The organism is Burkholderia sp. Ax-1719 (assembly GCF_011753055.1).
Classification (GTDB): Bacteria; Pseudomonadota; Gammaproteobacteria; order Burkholderiales; family Burkholderiaceae; genus Paraburkholderia.
Window position 1 is genome coordinate 1 of record NZ_VWWJ01000007.1, and the last position, 18,347, is coordinate 18,347.

The window sequence follows — 18,347 nt, forward strand, 5'->3', positions numbered from 1 at the left end:
GCAGCCAGTGGGCCTTCAAGTTCATGCTGGGTAACGAGCAGTACCGCACCTACGGCTCGGTCACGCAGACGGGCACGAACGCGCTGGGCGATCCGATCACCACCAGCAACAAGATCCCGACCTTCACGGCCCGCGCGGATTACACGTGGTCGAGCGCGCTGGATATCGGCGGATCGTTCAATATCGGCCGCCAGACGCTGTCGAGTGCCACCGATGCGACCACGGGCCTCGTCACCTATGGTCCGGGCGGACAGGCATCGAGTTCGGGCGGTTATTTCTTCTTCGGTGAAATGGATGCGAGCTATACCGCAGCGGATATCCAGTACAACGCCGAAGTCGACTACGGCCAGCAGCAGCGCGCCGCGTATAACGGCGGCAACGCGCAGTGGTACGGCTTCTCGCTGCTCGCGCACCGCAAGTTCAACGCGCCGGTGGTGGGCCGCATGGGCGTGACCGCCCGTTACGACCTGCTCGCCGACAGCAAGAACGGCGGCGGCGGTGGCGGCGTGGCGCTCAACGGCAACGGCATGGACCCCTATAACGGCTTCGGCATTGGTGCAGACTGCCTGGCAAATTCGAAGGCCGACGGTGGCTACGGCTTCGAATGCAAGGGCGCGGTGCGTCAGGACGTAGCGCTGGACCTGCTGTTCTACCCGACCCAGCAGATCACGGTGAAGGTGGAATATCGCCACGACTGGGCGTCGCAGAAGGTGTTCCTGCGTAACGACGGCTCGTACAGCAAGAGCAACGACTTGCTGGGCGCGCAGTTTATCTACTCGTTCTAGACTGCCGATCAGGGCCGCGCATACTGGTGCTTGATCAGCTCCTCGGCGAACGAGGCGAAACGCTGCACCACCATGCGCGGCTTCATCGTGCGCGAATGCGCAATGCCCAGCGTCGTCGCAACGACTCTTTCCTTGAAGCGCTTCACCACGAAATCTTCGCCGTCGACGGTTTGCGTCGATTTAAGCGGGAAATTCAGAATGCTGTAGCCCAGGCCATTCGCCACCATACCGCGCACGACTTCAGGTTGAGACGAGCGGAAAACCGGCACGGGACGCTGCCCGATCGCATCGAATAAAGAAGAAAAATATTCACGGCTATGCGGCAGATCGAGCATCACATACGGTTCGTCGACGAGATTCGCCAGCGACACCGCGCGATGTTGCGCAAGCGGATGCTTGCTCGGCAGGATCACATACGGCGGCAGACGCACTAGCGGACGAAATTCGATGTCATCGGTGAGATCGATATCGTAAGTCAGCGCTATATCGAGCGAGCCGTCGTGTAGCCCTTCGAACAAGCCGTCCTGGTGCGCCTCCATGGTTTTGAAGGCAATGCCCGCATGATCGGCCAAAAAGCGGCTGATCAGCCCGGAAAGCAGCGGCGGCGCCAGCGAAACGAGACACCCCAATGCGATCGTGCCTGTCATGCCGGTATCCAGCCCCCGGGCGACCGACTGCAATTCTTCGGCGTTCTTCAGGAGATCGCGCGTTTTGCCCAGCAATTCGCGCCCTGCCTGCGTCAGCGAGAGGCCAGCGGCGTGATGGCGAATGAATAGTTGAATGCCGAATGCGTCTTCGAGTTCGGAGATCGCACTGGAAATGGAAGGCTGTGAAATATGCATCAGCCGCGCGGCGGAGGTGAACGACAGCGTTTCCGCAGCCGTTACGAAGTAGCGCAGCTGGCGCAAGGAGAAATTGAGGCGGGAGCTTTCCATATCAGGCGAGCGCGAGGGAATGAATGGCCATGACGATGTGATATCACGCCAGAATTCCGCACGCAGGGCAAGTCATGGAAACGACACTTGCCCCGCACGCGGGAAACCCCCTCGCTTCGCTTAATGGACCGCGCTTGCTCCAGGTGGCGAGGCCTTCGACGTCTGCATGGCCGTGCTATCCGAATCGGCATTGCGCGGCGCATCGCCGGTATTGGCGATCCAGCCGCCGCCCAGGTACTGATACAGATCGACGAGATTGGTCAGCCGGTCCAGATTCGCGCTGATGAGCGATTGCTGCGCCGTGTACAGGTCCGTCTGTGCGCTCAGCACCGTCAGGTAGCTGTCCACACCGTTGCGATAACGGAGGTCCGACAGCGAATAACGGCGCTGCTGGGTGTTGGTGTAGTCGCGCAGATCGCTGATCTGCGTGTCGTACGTCCCGCGCGCCGCGAGACCATCAGCCACTTCGCGGAAGGCCGTCTGGATGGCCTTCTCATACGCGGCCACGTCCTCGTCCTTCTCCAGCTTCGCCACATCGAGCGCCGCCTTGTTCGCGCCGCCTTCGAAAATCGGCATCGTGATGGTCGGGCCGAAATTCCACGCGAGCTGGCCCGGCTTGAAGAGCGAACCCAGGCTCGCACTCGCATAGCCGAACTGCCCAGTCAGGCTGATGCTCGGGAAAAACGCCGCGCGCGCCGCGCCGATATTGGCGTTGGCGGCCTTGAGCGTTTCCTCGGCTTCAAGAATGTCGGGGCGGCGCGTGAGCAGTTCGCTCGGCAGGTTGGCCGGAATATCGGCGAGCAGATCCTGCGAATCGAGCGGCAAGCCCGCTGGCAGATCGGCCGGAAGTGGCGCGCCCACCAGCAGCACGAGCGCGTTTTCGGCCTGCGCGCGCAGACGCAACTGGCTTTCGTAATTCGCGTGCGCCTGCTGCACGACGCCTTGCGCCTCACGCAGATCGAGTTCCGAACTCGTGCCCGTGTCGTACTCCGTCTTGGTGAGTTGATACGACTTCTGCGCGGAATCGAGCGTCGCCTTCGTGACCTTGAGCGAGTCGTCGTAAGCGATCATCGTCAGGTACTGGTCGGCGACTTCCGAGACCAGCGTGATCTCGGCCGCCTTGCGCGCCTGCGCCGTCGACAGATAAGTGTGCAGCGCCTGATTCGAGAGGCTGCGCACCTTGCCGAAGAAGTCGAGCTCCCACGACGCGCCCGCAGCAGCCTGATAGTCGCTGGAGACGGTCGCGCGGCCAACGTACGAGAGATCCGCAGGCGTACGCGTGCGGGTGCCCGTGCCGGTCGCGGAAAGCGTCGGCAGCAGGTTCGCGCGTTCGATGCGGTACTGCGCGCGCGCCTGCGCCACCTTCAGCACGGAAACGCGCAGATCGCGGTTGTTCTGCAAGGCGAGCTCGATGAGCTTTTGCAGACGCGGATCCTTGAAGAAGTCGCGCCAGCCGATATCGGCCGCCGCGAGCCCCTGCGCAGTGCGCGCGCCGTCGGTGGGCTGGCTGTCGTACGCCGCCCCGGTCGGATACGCGGCGGACACCGGCGCAGCCGGTTGCGTGTAATGCGGCTCCAGCGTGCAGGCGGAAGTCAGGCAGACCACCGCCGCGGCCAGCGCGCTCAAGTTGAGCTTATTCATGGCCGTCCTCCTGCACGAGCGCTGCTTCGGGTTTGGCCGGCTTTTCGCCGCCGAACTTCGATCGAATGACCACATAGAACATCGGAATCATGAAAATGGCGAGGAAGGTGGCCGTGAACATGCCGCCGATCACGCCTGTGCCGATCGCGTGCTGCGAGGCCGAACCCGCGCCGTTGCTGATACACAGCGGCAGCACGCCCAGCACGAAGGCCATCGACGTCATCAGGATCGGGCGCAGTCGCAGACGTGCGGCTTCGAGCGCCGCCGCGACGGCGGACATCCCTTGCTGCTCCTGCAATTCGCGCGCGAATTCCACGATCAGAATCGCGTTCTTCGCCGATAGACCCACAGTCGTGAGCAGGCCCACCTGGAAGAACACATCGTTTTCAAGGCCGCGCAAGGTCACCGCGAGCAGCGCGCCGATCACACCAAGCGGCACCACCAGAATCACCGCGAACGGAATCGACCAGCTTTCATACAGCGCCGCCAGACACAGGAACACCACGATGATCGAGATCGCGTAGAGCAACGGCGCCTGGCTGCCCGACTGGATTTCCTGGAACGACAGACCGGTCCACGAATAGCCGATGCCTGCCGGCAGTTTCGAGGCGAGCTGTTCCATCGCGCTCATTGCCTGGCCGGTCGACTTGCCGGCTGCGGCCTGCCCCTGGATTTCCAGCGCCGAAATACCGTTGTAGCGTTCGAGCTTGGGCGAACCGAAGGTCCACTTGCCCTTCGCAAAGGCGTTGAACGGCACCATCGTGCCCGACGAGCCACGCACATACCAGCGGCCCAGATCGTCCGGGTTCATACGGAACGGCGCATCGGCCTGCACGTAGACGCGCTTGATCCGGCCATCGGTGTCGAGGAAGTTGTTGATGTACTTCGAACCCCACGCAATCGAGAACGTATCGTCGATATCGGAGGCGGACACGCCCATCGCTTCAGCCTTCTCGCGATCGATATCCACCTTGTACTGCTGCGTATCGCTCAGACCGTTCGGGCGCACCAGCGCGAGACTCGGATCCTTCGCGGCCATCGCCAGCAACTGGTTGCGCGCGGCCATCAACTTTTCATGGCCAAGCGAGGCGTTGTCGGTCAGCTCGAAGTCGAAACCGGAGGCCGTGCCCAGTTCAGGAATCGAAGGCGGGTTGATCGGAATGATCGTCGCGTCCTTGTAATTCGCGAAGTGCTGGAACACGCGGCCCACCAGCGCCTGCACCTTCTCGTTCGAGGCGCGGCGTTTGTCGAAGTCCTTCATCTGCACGAACACCATGCCGGAATTCTGGCCACGGCCCGCGAAGTTGAAGCCGTTCACCGTGAACACTGATTCGACGATGTTTTTCTCGTCCGTGAGCAGATAGTCGGCCACGGCCTTGAGCGAGCGCGCCGTGGTTTCCTGGGTCGAGCCCGGCGGCGTCTGCACCTGCACGAACATCGTGCCCTGGTCCTCATCGGGCAGGAACGACTTCGGCAGACGCACGAACAGGAAGCCCACGCCGACGATCACCGCCAGATAGATCACGAACCAGCGGCCCGAACGCTTGATGACGTGCTGCACGCCGCCGTGATACTTGTCGCGGCTCTTGTCGAAGGTGCGGTTGAACCAGCCAAAGAAGCCCTTCTTGACTTCGTGATGGCCCTTGGGAATCGGCTTGAGCAGGGTTGCGCACAGCGCAGGGGTGAGCACCAGCGCGACGAGCACGGACAGCACCATCGCCGCCACAATCGTCAGCGAGAACTGGCGATAGATGGCGCCAACGGAACCGCCCGAGAACGCCACCGGCACGAACACGGCGGAGAGCACCAGCGCCACGCCCACCAGCGCGCCCGTGATCTGGCCCATGGCCTTGCGGGTCGCTTCCCTTGGCGGCAAACCTTCTTCCGCCATCACCCGTTCGACGTTTTCGACCACCACGATCGCATCGTCCACCAGCAGGCCGATCGCGAGCACAAGGCCGAACATCGACAGCGTATTGATCGAGAAGCCCACCGCGCCCATGATCGCGAACGTGCCCAGCAACACCACCGGCACGGCGATGGTCGGGATCAGCGTCGCACGCAGGTTCTGCAGGAACAGATACATCACGAGGAACACCAGCACGATGCCTTCGAGCAGCGTCTTGACCACTTCCTCGATCGACAGACGCACGAACGGCGTGGTGTCGTACGGATACTTCACCACCAGACCGTGCGGGAAGTTCTTCGACAGTTCCGCGAGCTTGGCCTGCACCAGCTTCTGCGTCTGCAGCGCATTCGCGCCCGTCGCAAGCTGGATACCGAAACCGGCTGCCGGCGCATTGTTGTACTTGGTGTCGAAGTTATAGTTTTCGCCACCCAGTTCGATGCGCGCAACGTCTTTCAGGCGCACCTGCGAGCCGTCCTGATTCACCTTCAGCAGCACATTGCCGAATTCTTCCGGGGTACGAAGGAACGACGCTTCCGTGATGGTCGCCTGCATCGCCTGGCCCTTCACGGACGGCGTGCCGCCGATCGAACCGGCCGCCACCTGCACGTTCTGGTTGGTGATCGCCGTTTCAACGTCGACGGGCGTGAGCGCGTACTGGTTGAGCTTGTTAGCGTCCAGCCAGATGCGCATGGAGAACTGCGTGCCGAACAGCGTGACCGTGCCGACGCCATCGACGCGGCTCAGCGGGTCTTCGATATGCGAAGCCACATAGTTCGCCAGGTCGTAGCGGTCCATGCTGCCGTCGGCGGACACGAAGGCCATCACCATCAGGAAGCTGCTGCTGGACTTGGTGACCTTAATGCCCGCTTCCTGCACGACGGTTGGCAGCACCGGCGTGGCGAGCTGCAGCTTGTTCTGCACCTGCACCTGCGCGATGTCGGGATTGGTGCCCGCCGCGAAGGTCAGCGTAATCGTGGCCGCACCCGAATCATCGGACGTCGACGACATATACAGCAGATGGTCGAGACCGCTCATCTGCTGCTCGATCACCTGGGTCACGGTGTCTTCGACGGTCTTTGCCGAAGCGCCCGAATAGCTCGCGCTGATCTGGATGGAAGGCGGCGCGATGGTCGGATACTGCGCCACCGGCAAGTTAAAGATGGATGCGGCGCCCGTCATCATCAGGATGATCGCGATCACCCAGGCGAAGATGGGCCTGTCTATGAAAAATCGAGCCATTTAATGCAACCTCACACTGCGCCGGCGGACGCGGCCACGGCAGCCGAAGCCGCATCTGTTGCAGGCGCAACGGTCGAGGTCGGCGTCACGCCTTGATCGACGGTCTTGACGGTCTCGTTCGGCTGCACTTTCATGCCGCCCGAGATGACCACGCGGTCCCCTGCTTCGAGGCCCTTTTCGACGATCCAGTTGTCGTTGTTCACGCCGCCCGTGGTGAGCTGGCGCGATTCGATCTTGTTCTGCGCATTGACGACGAGCGCCGTAGCATTGCCCTTCTGGTCGTGCTGGACGGCGGCTTCGGGCAGCAGCACGGCCTGCTCGTTGTAGCCTTCATCGATGCGCGCGCGCACGTACATGCCCGGCAGCAGCACGTTCTGCGGATTGTCGAAGGTGGCGCGCACGGTGACCGAACCGGTGGTCTGATCCACCGTCACATCGGAGAATTCGAGGTGGCCATCGCCCTGATACGGCTGGCCGTCTTCGAGGATCAGTTGCACCTTGGCCGCGTGCGGACCGGTCAGCGTGACCTTGCCTTCGGCGGCGGCGCGGCGCAGTTTCAGACCGTCGACGCTCGACTGCGTGAGGTCCACATAGACGGGATCGAGTTGCTGCACGGTCGCCAGCTCCGTTGCGCCGCTCGATTGCACGTACGCGCCGGGCGTCACCGACGACTTGCCGATGCGGCCCGAGATCGGCGAATAGACGTTGGTGTAGCTGAGGTTGATCTTCGCGGTTTCGACGCTTGCGGCGTCGGCTTCCACGTCGGCCTGCGCCTCGCCTGCGGAGGCCACGGCGTTGTCGTAGTCCTGCTTGCTGACCGCGTTGGCGGCGACCAGCACCTTGTAACGGTCGGCCTGTGCCTGTGCGGCGATCAGCGTCGCGCGCGCCTTGGCGAGCGCGCCCTTGGCGTTGTCGAGCGTGGCCTGATACGGCGCCGGGTCAATCTGATAGAGCAATTGCCCGGCCTTGACCTGGCTGCCTTCGACGAAGGTTCGCTTGAGCACGATGCCGGTTGCACGCGCCTGCACTTCGGCAACCAGATGCGCGCTGACGCGGCCCGGCAGTTCGACCGAAACCGGTACGGCGGTGGTTTGCACGCGAAGCACGTTGACTTCCGGCGTGGCGTTGGCGGTGGCTTGCGGCTTGTCCGAGCAGGCAGCGAGACCGATGGTGGCGCACAGAACTGCAATGGCGGCGCGGATGATGGGCGTTCCCGGTGTGATGGCGTGAATTCCTGAATGTCTTGTCATATTCGCTTGAGGCGCGGCGGGCTTGCGGCCCTGCTGGCTTACCAATCCCTTAAACATTGCTTCACGCGCAATGTACGCGGCCACGCAGGGCGCTGGGTTACGAGGCAAACGCTCCGTAAGATTCACTAAGCAAACGTGTAAAACAGACGGGTAAGATCGCCCCAACTCGATGCCCAACGTGCGCTCAAGCCTTGCTGGTGGCGCTGCGCAGCGGGGTCGGATGCCGTTCGTGCGCGCCGGAATGCGCCCGAGGTAAAGAGAATTTGAAGGGCTGTCTGATATGAGAAGGACGAGAGAGCAGTCGCTCGCATTGCGTAAAACGCTGCTCGACTGCGCGGAGCAGATATTCGCGCGCAAGGGATTCGCGCAAACCACGCTCGACGAAATCGCAGCCAAAGCCGGTGTGACGCGCGGCGCGATTTACGTGCATTTCAAGAGCAAGGCCGATGTGTTCGAAGCGCTGTTCGAGCGCCCCGATCTGTCGCTCGCGCCTTTCGATCTGCCCTCACGTCCCGCCAGCATGCGGCCGATGGCGTGGCTCACGCAGGCATTGCGCGGCAAGCTCAAACGGATGCTGGGCAATCGATCGGCGCGGCGGCTCTATGGCATTGCGCTCGCGGACGCCGAATCGGTGCGCCGCAACGCGGCCCTCGCCAAACGGATGGAACTGGCTGTGGCAAACGCCGAAACGAAAATCGCCGATGTGCTCGGCGACGCGGCCCGCTGCGGCGAGATCGACGGTGCGCTCGACACGCATGCATCGGCGCGCTTTATCTACGCAGCGCTCACCGGATTCTTCTGCCGCGAACTAGCGGGCGGCCAGCCCGGCGCGGACGATGCGCTCGTCGCGCGCGTGGTGGATACGGTGCTGTGTTGCGTACAACTCAGCACTCCCGATCATATTGCGCCGCAGGCGGTGCGCCGTGCGGATAGCGTGGACGCCACCGTTCAACCCGCCTTGCGCGGATAAGGAAAGCTCATCGTCACGACCAGGCCGCCTTGCGCGGCATTGGTCACGTCCATCGCGCCGTCGTGATGACGCACGAGCCGGCGCACGATCGCCAGCCCCAGCCCGCAATGGGCTTCGCCGCTGCGCGCCGCATCCAGCCGCACGAAAGGGCGCTGCACGCGATGCAGATCGTCTTCGGGCACGCCCGCGCCGTGATCGCGCACGCGCAGCACGTAGCGCCCTTCTTCCCGTGACGTCGACACTTCCACCGGCGGCTCGCCATAGGTCAGCGCATTTTCAATCAGGTTCGACAGAATGCGGTCGAGATCGACAGCGGGCAACTGAAAACCCTCGCCCGCACGCAGGTCGAGTCTAACGAGCGCGTCGTCGTCCTGTTGCGCGCCGTAGTCGCGACGGCAATGCTCGTCGACACCCACGAACGCCGAGTGATTCACGCTCTCGCGCGCGAAGTCCAGAAACTGCGTGACGATGCGCGACATCGATTCGGTCTCGCGCAGGAAGGCGGCGCGATCGGTGTCGGTGGTGAGCAGATCGGCGCGCAACTGCATGCGCGTGATGGGCGTGCGCAGATCGTGCGCGATGCCCGCCAGCATGACGGCGCGCTCGCGCTCCGCTTCAGCCAGTTCGCTCACCATGTCGTTGAAATCGCTCGCCAGTTCGCGTATTTCCCGCGGGCCGGCCTCCTCCACGCGATGCACGCCGCGACCGATGCGATATTCGCGCGCGGCACGCGCCAGCGAGCGCACGGGGCGCTGCACCTGCCAGGCGAACACCACCGCCACGATGATCGCGCCAATCAGCGTAATCACCGAAAACCCCATGAAATGGCTGAGCGGCGGCATGAATCCAGGCAACACGATCCAGTACGGCGCGCCCTGTTTGCGCACCCACACGCCACCGTTGTCAGCCTCGACCACGACATGGCTGCCCGGCCCAAGGCGCGGGCGCAACGTTTCTTCCAACGGACCGTTGGTATCGGCGCAAGGCGCGGGACAACCGGCAGCGATCGCCTTCTCCACGCCAACGTACTGAATGCCCAGCGTCTGCGCCACTTGATCCGACAGCACCGGATCGCGCTCGCGCACCTGCGCGGCCACCACCATGTAGTCGATCGAGCGCTGTGCATCGATACGCGCGCGCGCCTGGTCGATCAGCAATAGCGCCGCGAAATGCACTGCGACGATCAGGCCGATCGTCATCAGCGAAAGCCGGATGAACAGCGTGTCAAAGGTTCGCTTGATCTGCATCGTCATCGGCAGGTTTATCGACGTCTTCGTCGGGCACGAACATATAGCCGACGCCGCGCATGGTTTGCAGGCGGCGCGGATTGGACGGATCGACTTCGATCAGGCGGCGCAACCGCCAGACCGGCACGTCGATGCCGCGCTCGGTCACTTCCGCGCCGGGTCCATGCAGCAGGTCGAGCAGGCGCGAGCGCGAGAGCGTTTCCATGGGATGCAGCGCGAACACTTCGAGCATGGCGTATTCGCTGCCGGTGAGCTTGATGGGCTCGCCGTCGCGCAGCAGCGTGCGGGTGGCGAAATTCAGCTCGAACGGACCAAAACGGCACGGCGCGCGGCGCTCGGCAGGTGCGCCGCGGTCGGGGTCGACCTGACGGCGCAGCACGGCGCGAATGCGTGCGAGCAGTTCCTGCGGCATGAAAGGCTTGCCCAGGTAATCGTCCGCGCCCAGTTCGAGGCCGACCACGCGATCGGTGCCATCGGCGCGGGCCGTGAGCATGATGACGGGAATGCGGTCGCCGCGCCCGCGCAGTTCCTTCAGCGCGGTCAGGCCGTCAACGCCCGGCATCATCACGTCGAGCACGATGACCGAGGGCCGCTCGCGTTCGAGACGGCGCTCCAGTTGCATCGCATCGTGCAGCACGGAAAATTCGATATTGCGTTGCTGGAAGAAGACGCGCAGAAGATCGCGCAGAGCTTCGTCGTCGTCGACCAGCAGGACCTGGAATTCAGGATCGGACATCGGGTGCGCCTCCGGAAACGGCAAGGCAACGGTCAACGTGCCGGGATACGGTTGTGTACTGCGAATTCAGTGGCAAGGCGGGTGCGTCGTTACGGTGAATCGGGGTGAATCTGGTTTCGGAGACTATTTTGCCCTGGCCGCGCCGCGAGCAACGAAAGTCATGACGCCGCGAGCCGCTGCGCAGAGAAACGCAACCCGTCGAACAGCCGCTCGGCCACGCGTTGCGGAAAGCCTTCGGGCAGGTTCGCCCCCACGGTTTCGATCACCTTCGGCGTACGTTCGACGAGGCGTTCGATGATCGGCGCGGCATCCGGCCCGTAGTGGCACAACTGCGCGGTGGCGTCGAAATGCACGCGTTTCACGTCGCGCATGCGGTAATGGCGGCTCTTGCCCCACACGGCCATCGCCAGCGTCGCCTTGTGCCACGACCATTGATTGCCGCCGTCACCCTCCACCGGCCAGATCGACATGACGTCGTAGAGCGGCGCAAGTTGAAAACGCCCGCCCGCCAGCAGACGCAGACTGAAGTTCTTGGCATGGCCGTCGGGCGCGGCCAGCATCCAGAAGACAATCTGCGCGGCAAGAAAGGTTTCGATATCCTCGCGCGCGGACTGCGACTGGCGCAGAAGATCGGCGATTTCGCGCACGCCGGGACCGCCCTGCGCTTCGTACTTGAGATGGGGCGCGACGCCCAGCGCCTGGCAAAAATCCTCCTGCGGCAGTCGCAACAATGCGCCGCTGCGCGAGACGGCGCGATCGAAGCGCTCGACCGCCAGCACTTTCTGCGCGCCAAATGTCGCAATGCTCGCCGACGACACCGGCAACCCGTACGCCTTGAGCACGGCCAGACACAGCCACTCGTTTTCGACTGAGGTATTGAAGTCCACCTTGCGATGGCCGATGAAACCCAGCGGCAGCTTGAGGATGTGCGTGGTAGGCGTTGCGCCGTGCGGCAGCAGCCAGCGGCCTGCGTGATAGAGCAACGCGGTCTTTTCCTGCGCGCCGGCCAGCGAAATGCGCAGTTCTTCTTCTGCGTCGCCAGCGCCGGGCAGCACCGCACCCGAGGTCTCCAGCAGCAGCTTTTCGATGGCGGTATTGTCGAGCGGCGTGCCGTCGATGCGCGCGAGCGGCGCGGGCGTTTCGTCCTCGTCGAGCAGTTGCACCGCGCCCACGCAGTCACGGCCGATCGCCTTGAGCAGATCGAACGCTTCAATGGAGTCCGTGCGAAAGCGCGCCGCGATACGACGGCGGATCACCGCGCTATCGGGCAACAGATTGTCGAAGTAGTGATAGACGCGCGTGCCGCGCAGCGGCCGCTCGCCTACGCCGAACGGCAGCGAAAGCGACAATGGCCGCCCCGCTTCGGACGTTTTCCAGCGGGCGTCATAACGCAGTTCGGCCTCGCCCGCGCCGGTCAGCGTCCAGCTGCCGACGCGCTCGCCATTGGCCCAGATCGACAGGGTGCGCGAATGCGATTTGCGGCCCATCGGCTACCACTCCGGCTGGTCTTCGCGGACCTCGTATTGCGGCGCGTCGTGATGGCGCGTCTGCACGCACAGTTCGAGATCGTAGAGCGCGAACAGCGCGAGCATCTGTTCGAGCGAGATGCTGGCCGTGCCGGTGGTTTCGAGCGCGGACAGGCGCGGCTGGCCGATGCCAAGCTTCGCCGCAGCCTGTGTCTGGGTCAGGCCGCACTCTTTTCTGGCCGAATGCAGGATCTCGGCAAGCCCCGCCGGCGTGTGGACGATGATCTTCATGCGATATTCCTGTAAAGCATAAAACGAGTATATGCCTGTAGACGATATTTAAGCAATATCGCTGACACGCATAAACAGGAAATATCACTGATACCGATAATGCTGATCGGTAGATCAGGCCGACGCCACCGCCTCCCGCCGGAACGACGCGCCTGTGTGCCGCTGCGCAAGCGTATCACCCTCCCCAAACAGCTTCTGTCGCAGCGTGCCCTCCTCGTACGCAGTCTTATAGATGCCGCGATCCTGCAATTCGGGCACGATCAGATCGACAAAATCCTCGTAGCTTTCGGGCACCACCGTGCGGCTCAGATTGAAACCGTCCACATCGGCCTCATCGACCCAGGCCTGCAACTCGTCGGCGACCTGGGCCGGCGTGCCGACGATTGCCGGATACCGCCCGCCCAGCTCGAACATCTCCAGCAGCGAGCGACGCGTCCAGCCGTGCTGCTTCGCCGTGCGCGTGGCCGATTCGATGGCATTGCCCGGCGTGTAATCAACCGGCTCGTCCAGATCGTACTGCGCGTAGTCGATACCCGTGCTCGCCGCGAAATGCGCCAGCCCCGCCTCGCGGCTCGCATAACGCCGATAGTCCGCGTACTTCTCGTGCGCCTCGCGCTCGGTCGCGCCCGTCACCACCGCCGCGCCGACGAACACCTTGACGTCGTCGGGACGCCGGCCGGCGCGCACCAGTTGCTCGCGCAGCGCGCGCACCGTCTCGCGCCCCACCGCACGATTGGGCGGCGAGATGAACACGCATTCGGCGTGACGCGCGGCGAAGCGCTGCCCGCGCCCCGAACTGCCCGCCTGGAACAGCACCGGCGTGCGCTGCGGCGAAGGCTCGGCCAGATGGTAGCCATCCACGTTGTAATAGCGCCCCGCATGCTGCACGCGATGCACCTTCGCCGGATCCGCATACACGCGCGCGGCCTTGTCGCGCAGCACCGCATCGGCTTCCCAACTGCCTTCCCAGAGCTTGTAGAGCACGTCGAGGTATTCGTCGGCGCGCTCGTAACGCTCGTCGTGCGGCAACTGCTCCGACACGCCCATCGCCCGCGCCGCGCTATCCAGATAGCCGGTCACGATATTCCAGCCGATACGCCCCTGCGTCAGATGATCGAGCGTGGAAAAGCGCCGCGCCAGCAGATACGGCGCCTCATAGCTGAGATTGACCGTCACGCCGAAACCCAGATGTTGCGTGACCGCTGCCATCGCCGGCACGAGCAGCGTGGGATCGTTCACGGGCAACTGGATCGACTCGCGCAGCGTCACATCGACATTGCGCTGATAGACATCGTAGACGCCGACGATATCGGCAAGAAACAAGCCGTCGAACAGCCCGCGTTCGAGCGTGCGCGCAAGATCGGTCCAGTAGGCGATCTTGCGGTAATCCGCCGACTGGTCGCGCGGATGCGTCCACAAGCCGTGATTGATATGGCCCACGCAATTCATGTTGAACGCGTTGAGCAGGAGCGTCTTTTTGTTCGTTTTTGCCATGGTTGCGGACCTCACAAAGCGCCGTGGCGCGGCGGCAGCGCATCGTTCAGATAGAAGTTGCCGATCGCGTGATACTTCCAGCGCACCGGATCGTGCAGCGTGTGCGTGCGCGCATTGCGCCAGAATCGGTCGAGGCCCAGACCGTCGAGCGTTGCCGCCGTGCCCGCCAGTTCGAACAGGCGCGAACCGGCGTCGAGCGAAATCGTCGTGGTGAGCGCGCGCGCCTCGGCGACGGCAATCGAGGCTTGCGCGACCGATTGCTCATCGGGCGCGGCCTGCGCGGCATCCACGAAGCGGCCTGCGCGGCGCACCAGCGCCTCGGCGGCACTCAGACGCGCGGACAGATCGCCGAACAGCGCGATGGTGAGCGGATCGTCGGCGGCACGCTCGACCTTCGCGTCGATCCACGGACGCGAGCGTTCGCGCACGAAACGCAGCGCCGCCTCGAACGCGCCGCGCGCCTGGCCCAGATCGATCGCCGCATGGATGATCTGCGCGAGCGGGCCGATGGTGGTCGCGCGCTCAAACGAAGTCTGGAACGGCACGATCCATTCGGGCTCCACGCGCACGCCATCGAACTGCACCGATCCGCTGCCGGTCACGCGCTGGCCAAAGCCGTCCCAGTCGTCGGTGATCGTCACGCCGTCGGCTACGCGCGGCACGAACACGAGATACGTGACGTCGCGCCCCGCCTCTTCGCTCACCACCAGCGTCGGAATCCAGTGCGCGTAGAGCGCGCCGGTGCAATAGAACTTGCGCCCGTCGATGCGCCAGCCCTGTGCATCGCGCGAGAGCCGCGTGCGACGCATGAAATCCTTGTGGCCGATCTCCGCCAGCGCGTTGCCGAAGCGTTCGCCGGCCAGCACGCGGTCGTAGAAGAAGCGCTTCTGCGCCTCGCTGCCGCCCACGCGCAGCACTTCGAGCGCGTAGAAGTGATTCTGTGGAATCTGCCCAAGCGAGCCGTCTGCCGCCGCGATGGTCGCCGTGACCTCGGCCAGCGTGCCGTTTTTCACGCCTGCGCCGCCGAATTCGCGCGGCACGGTAATCGCCCAGAGGCCGCTTGCGACGAAGGCGTCGAGCTCTGCCCAGGGCAAACGGCGTTCGCGGTCGCGCAACGCGGCTTCCTGCGCGAAATCATCGGCCAGGCGCTGCGCTACGGCGACGGCCTGCGCATCGCTTTCGACGCGTGCGGGGACTTGTTTGGGTGCGTGCGCTGGCGGCTCGCCGCCGCGCTCCAGCAGCGCTGGAGAAATATCGACATTCATGCTTCTTTTCCCGATCGAATTCTGTCCAAGGCCTGTTCAATTCCACGAATGACGTGCGGGCAGCGCGCCATTCAGGTGATAGTTGCCCAGCAGATGCAGTTTCCAGCGCACCGGATCGTGCAGCGTATGCGTACGCGCATTGCGCCAGTGGCGGTCGAGGTTGTGCGCCGCGCGCGTCGCCGACGAACCCGCGAGTTCGAACAGCTTTTCGCTCGCTTCGAGCGCGATGCGCGTGGTCAGCACTTTCGCCGCCGCCACCGCCACCGAAGCGCGCGCACTGGCTTTCTCGCTCAGCCCGTTGCTGAAGCGCTCCACGGCGAGTTCATCGAGCAAACGCCCCGCGTCGAGCAGCACCTCATGCGCGGCGTGCAGATCGATTTGCAGACGGCCGATATCGGCGATGATGTAAGGATCGTCCGCGGCTCGCGCCACGCCCGAGTCCATCCACGGACGCGCGCGATCACGCACGAAGGCGATGGCGTCGGCAATCGCCGCCTGAGCGATGCCTTGATCGATGGCGGCCTGAATGATCTGCGAAGTGGGACCGAAAAGACCGGGCTGATCCGCGAGTTGCCAGAGCGGCAACACGTCTTGCGGGTCGATGGCGACGTTGTCGAAGCGCACCGTGCCGCTGGCCGTGGTGCGCTGGCCGAAAGAACTCCAGTCGTCGATCACCGTGAGACCGGCTGCGTCGCGCGGCACCCAGACCTGCACGGCGCGGCCTTCGTCGTCGGTGGCGCGGGTTGGCACGCGATGCGCGAACAAGGCGCCCGTCGAGTAGAAACGCTCGCCGTTCAGACGCAGGCCATCGGCGGTCGAAGAGAGACGCGTGGCGCCCTGCAGGATCGTGGGCGAAGCGGCCGAGCGGCGTTCCGGTCCGGCGTTGCCGAAGCGATGCCCCGCCAGCGCCTCGCCAAACAGACGCGCCTTTTGTGCGGGCGAACCGCTTTCGCGCAATAACCCCAGCACACCGAAATGATTTTGCGGAATCTGGCCGAATGCAGGATCGGCTGCGCAGAGAATCACGAACACTTCGGCGAGCGTGGCGTACGAAACTTCCGCACCGCCGTATTCGCGCGGCACGGTAATCGCGCCCAGCCCGCTTTCGGACCAGCGCTCAAGTTCGTCCCACGGCAGCGCGCGTTCGCGGTCGCGCTGCGAAGCGCTGGATGCAACGGATTGCGCGAGCAGGCGCGCCGCTTCGAGCGCCTGGGCGTCGTTGGCAATGCGCCTGACTCGGCGCGGATCGGGTAGCTGCGGCACACGCGCCGCGGCGTTGGAGTGATCACTAGTGGGCATGGCGATTCGAACTGACCTGACTAACCTGATTGGCGTCCCGCGTGCGATACCGCTTGATATCGACGCTTAAACGCGGGTCCTTCCAGGCATTTGAACAGTGCGAACTCCAATCCCCTACTAGTTTTTCTGCGATTGCATATGACGTTATCGGCTATGCGCGCATGCATGCGGGGCATTCGTCGGCGTTCGCCTTTGCGTGTGCATGACGCGCGGCGGCGGCATCGCCATAGTCTTCGCTGTCGATGTCATAGCCCGACGGCTCCCAGCGGATCGCCAGCAGCACGAGCAACGATGTGAACGGCGCGATCGCAATCACCCAGAACACTTTGGTGCCGAGCGCCGCGGCCAATACCGGGAACAAAAACAGCGATACGGTGGAAGACGAACGCACCAGCGTCTGATTGAAACCCACGCCGATACCGCGCAGCGAAGTCGGATAACTGAGCGACGCGTAAGTCATCGAATGCGAACCCGGCCCAAAACCTTGCCCAAACAGATACGCCCCAAGCAGAAGAATGGCGAGCACGACAAAAGCACTGCTCGACGGATGGCCGATCAGTGCGAGACCCACCAACGCAATCACCTGCAAGCTATGGCCGAGCACCGTCATCTTCCACGCGCCTACCGTCGGCGCGGTGCGCACACCGATCAGCCCGCCCACGAACGCAAACAGCAGATTGAGCAGCAGCGACGCGACGATGGTCGTCAGCGGCCCCTGCTTCAGGAAACTCGCGATGATCACAGGCAGGCCAAAGATGATCGCGTTATAGCCGAACGACGACGCCGCACCGATAGCCGCCGCGAGAATCGTGCGGCGGCGATAGGTGGCGTTGAACAGCACGCCGTAATTGCGCCACGTTGCGCGCGGCGCGACGGCGGCCTGGGCTTGCGCCGCGGTTTGATCGGCGGGACGTTCGACCACGGCATCGATGCCCCACGAACGTTTGAGAATGCGCGCCGCTTCGTCGAGGTCGCCCTGATTCGCAGCCCACACCGGCGATTCGCTGATATAGCGGCGGCGCACCAGAATGATGACGATCGCGGGCACCGCGCCGAAGGCAAGCGTCAGCCGCCACAGCCAGTCCGTGTGATGCGCGGGCAGGATCGCGTAGAGACCGAGGATCAGCAGATAGCAGGTGCTGGTGGCCGCATACCAGGCGGGGCACCAGGCCGCGACGCTCGCCGCCTTGTTGCCGCGCCCCGCCACGCGCGAGAACTCGGCGAGAAAGGCCATCGCCACCGGCAGATCCAGCCCCACGCCGAAGCCCATCAGAAAGCGCGCGCCGCCCAGCACCCACGCATTGGGCGCGAGGCCCGCGATGATCGCCGCCACGACGAAGAACAGCATGTCGGCCATGAAGACACGATATCGACCGATGCGATCGGTCAGATAGCCGCCGAACAGCGCGCCCAGAATCGCGCCGAAGGTGATCGCAGCGGACACCAGCCCGACCTGCGCCGGCGTGAGTGCGAACTGGCGTGCGATGTCCTTCACGCCATAGGCGAGCGAAGTGAGATCGTAGGCATCGAGAAACACGCCGCCTAATGCGATGGCGATCACCGCGCGCGTTTTCGTGCCCTGGGTCGGTCCGGCGTTGACGAGACGCGCGACGTCTTCAGCGGAGCGGATCACGGCGTGAGTTGTTGCGTCAGCGGCGCGCGCGCCGAACGCGGATTCGTGAGGAGGAACAGCAATGGTCGACATAAGCGAAACCCATCCAGATAGCATCCGCTGCATCGTAGACAGCGCATCGCAGCCGTCAAAGCGACGTTTTCACATATGCTTTGCGCAAATCGCGGAAACCATCGTTTAGCAGAAA

14 protein-coding genes are annotated in these 18,347 nt (G+C 63.9%); 2 read left to right on the forward strand and 12 right to left on the reverse strand.

Annotated elements, in window-relative coordinates; translation table 11 throughout:
- On the forward strand, nt 1-785 hold a 785-nt coding region (locus F3J17_RS15030; protein ID WP_167059768.1), incomplete at its 5' end, for a DUF3138 family protein.
- A gap of 8 nt (nt 786-793) precedes the next feature.
- Here F3J17_RS15030 and F3J17_RS15035 read toward each other — a convergent pair.
- The 4 genes from F3J17_RS15035 to F3J17_RS15050 all read right to left on the reverse strand — a co-directional run bounded on the left by F3J17_RS15035 (nt 794) and on the right by F3J17_RS15050 (nt 7,759).
- Nucleotides 794-1,720 (reverse strand): LysR family transcriptional regulator, encoded by a 927-nt coding sequence (locus F3J17_RS15035; RefSeq protein WP_167059770.1) that lies wholly within the window; start codon nt 1,718-1,720, stop codon nt 794-796.
- Between the two features lie 120 nt (nt 1,721-1,840).
- A complete protein-coding gene (locus F3J17_RS15040; protein WP_167059772.1) occupies nt 1,841-3,361 on the reverse strand; it encodes an efflux transporter outer membrane subunit in 1,521 nt (506 codons plus the stop codon).
- The gene (locus F3J17_RS15045; RefSeq protein ID WP_167059774.1) at nt 3,354-6,509 is read right to left on the reverse strand and encodes an efflux RND transporter permease subunit; all 3,156 of its coding nucleotides are present in this window, start codon (nt 6,507-6,509) and stop codon (nt 3,354-3,356) included. Before F3J17_RS15045 ends, F3J17_RS15040 begins: the two co-directional genes overlap by 8 nt.
- A gap of 11 nt (nt 6,510-6,520) precedes the next feature.
- Entirely contained in the window at nt 6,521-7,759 is a 1,239-nt protein-coding gene (locus tag F3J17_RS15050; protein ID WP_167059776.1) for an efflux RND transporter periplasmic adaptor subunit, read from the reverse strand.
- 280 nt (nt 7,760-8,039) lie between these two features.
- On the opposite strand from F3J17_RS15050, the gene F3J17_RS15055 reads away from it, so the two are divergent.
- Complete coding sequence (locus tag F3J17_RS15055) at nt 8,040-8,729, forward strand: TetR family transcriptional regulator (RefSeq protein WP_167059778.1); 690 nt, start codon at nt 8,040-8,042, stop codon at nt 8,727-8,729.
- Here the strand turns inward: F3J17_RS15055 and F3J17_RS15060 are convergent.
- The 8 genes from F3J17_RS15060 to F3J17_RS15095 all read right to left on the reverse strand — a co-directional run bounded on the left by F3J17_RS15060 (nt 8,708) and on the right by F3J17_RS15095 (nt 18,232).
- A complete protein-coding gene (locus tag F3J17_RS15060; protein WP_167060466.1) occupies nt 8,708-9,970 on the reverse strand; it encodes an ATP-binding protein in 1,263 nt (420 codons plus the stop codon). The genes F3J17_RS15055 and F3J17_RS15060 overlap by 22 nt on opposite strands.
- A complete protein-coding gene (locus F3J17_RS15065) occupies nt 9,954-10,712 on the reverse strand; it encodes a response regulator (RefSeq protein WP_167059780.1) in 759 nt (252 codons plus the stop codon). Before F3J17_RS15065 ends, F3J17_RS15060 begins: the two co-directional genes overlap by 17 nt.
- Before the next feature lie 158 nt (nt 10,713-10,870).
- Entirely contained in the window at nt 10,871-12,199 is a 1,329-nt protein-coding gene (locus F3J17_RS15070; RefSeq protein ID WP_167059782.1) for a type II toxin-antitoxin system HipA family toxin, read from the reverse strand.
- Nucleotides 12,200-12,202: 3 nt separating this feature from the next.
- Complete coding sequence (locus F3J17_RS15075) at nt 12,203-12,469, reverse strand: helix-turn-helix transcriptional regulator (protein ID WP_167059785.1); 267 nt, start codon at nt 12,467-12,469, stop codon at nt 12,203-12,205.
- Nucleotides 12,470-12,583: 114 nt separating this feature from the next.
- A complete protein-coding gene (locus tag F3J17_RS15080; protein WP_167059788.1) occupies nt 12,584-13,963 on the reverse strand; it encodes an LLM class flavin-dependent oxidoreductase in 1,380 nt (459 codons plus the stop codon).
- 11 nt (nt 13,964-13,974) lie between these two features.
- Complete coding sequence (locus F3J17_RS15085; protein ID WP_167059791.1) at nt 13,975-15,228, reverse strand: SfnB family sulfur acquisition oxidoreductase; 1,254 nt, start codon at nt 15,226-15,228, stop codon at nt 13,975-13,977.
- A gap of 36 nt (nt 15,229-15,264) precedes the next feature.
- Entirely contained in the window at nt 15,265-16,527 is a 1,263-nt protein-coding gene (locus F3J17_RS15090; RefSeq protein ID WP_167059794.1) for an SfnB family sulfur acquisition oxidoreductase, read from the reverse strand.
- A 151-nt stretch (nt 16,528-16,678) separates the two neighbouring features.
- A complete protein-coding gene (locus F3J17_RS15095) occupies nt 16,679-18,232 on the reverse strand; it encodes an MFS transporter (protein ID WP_167059797.1) in 1,554 nt (517 codons plus the stop codon).
- Nucleotides 18,233-18,347: the final 115 nt, after the last annotated feature.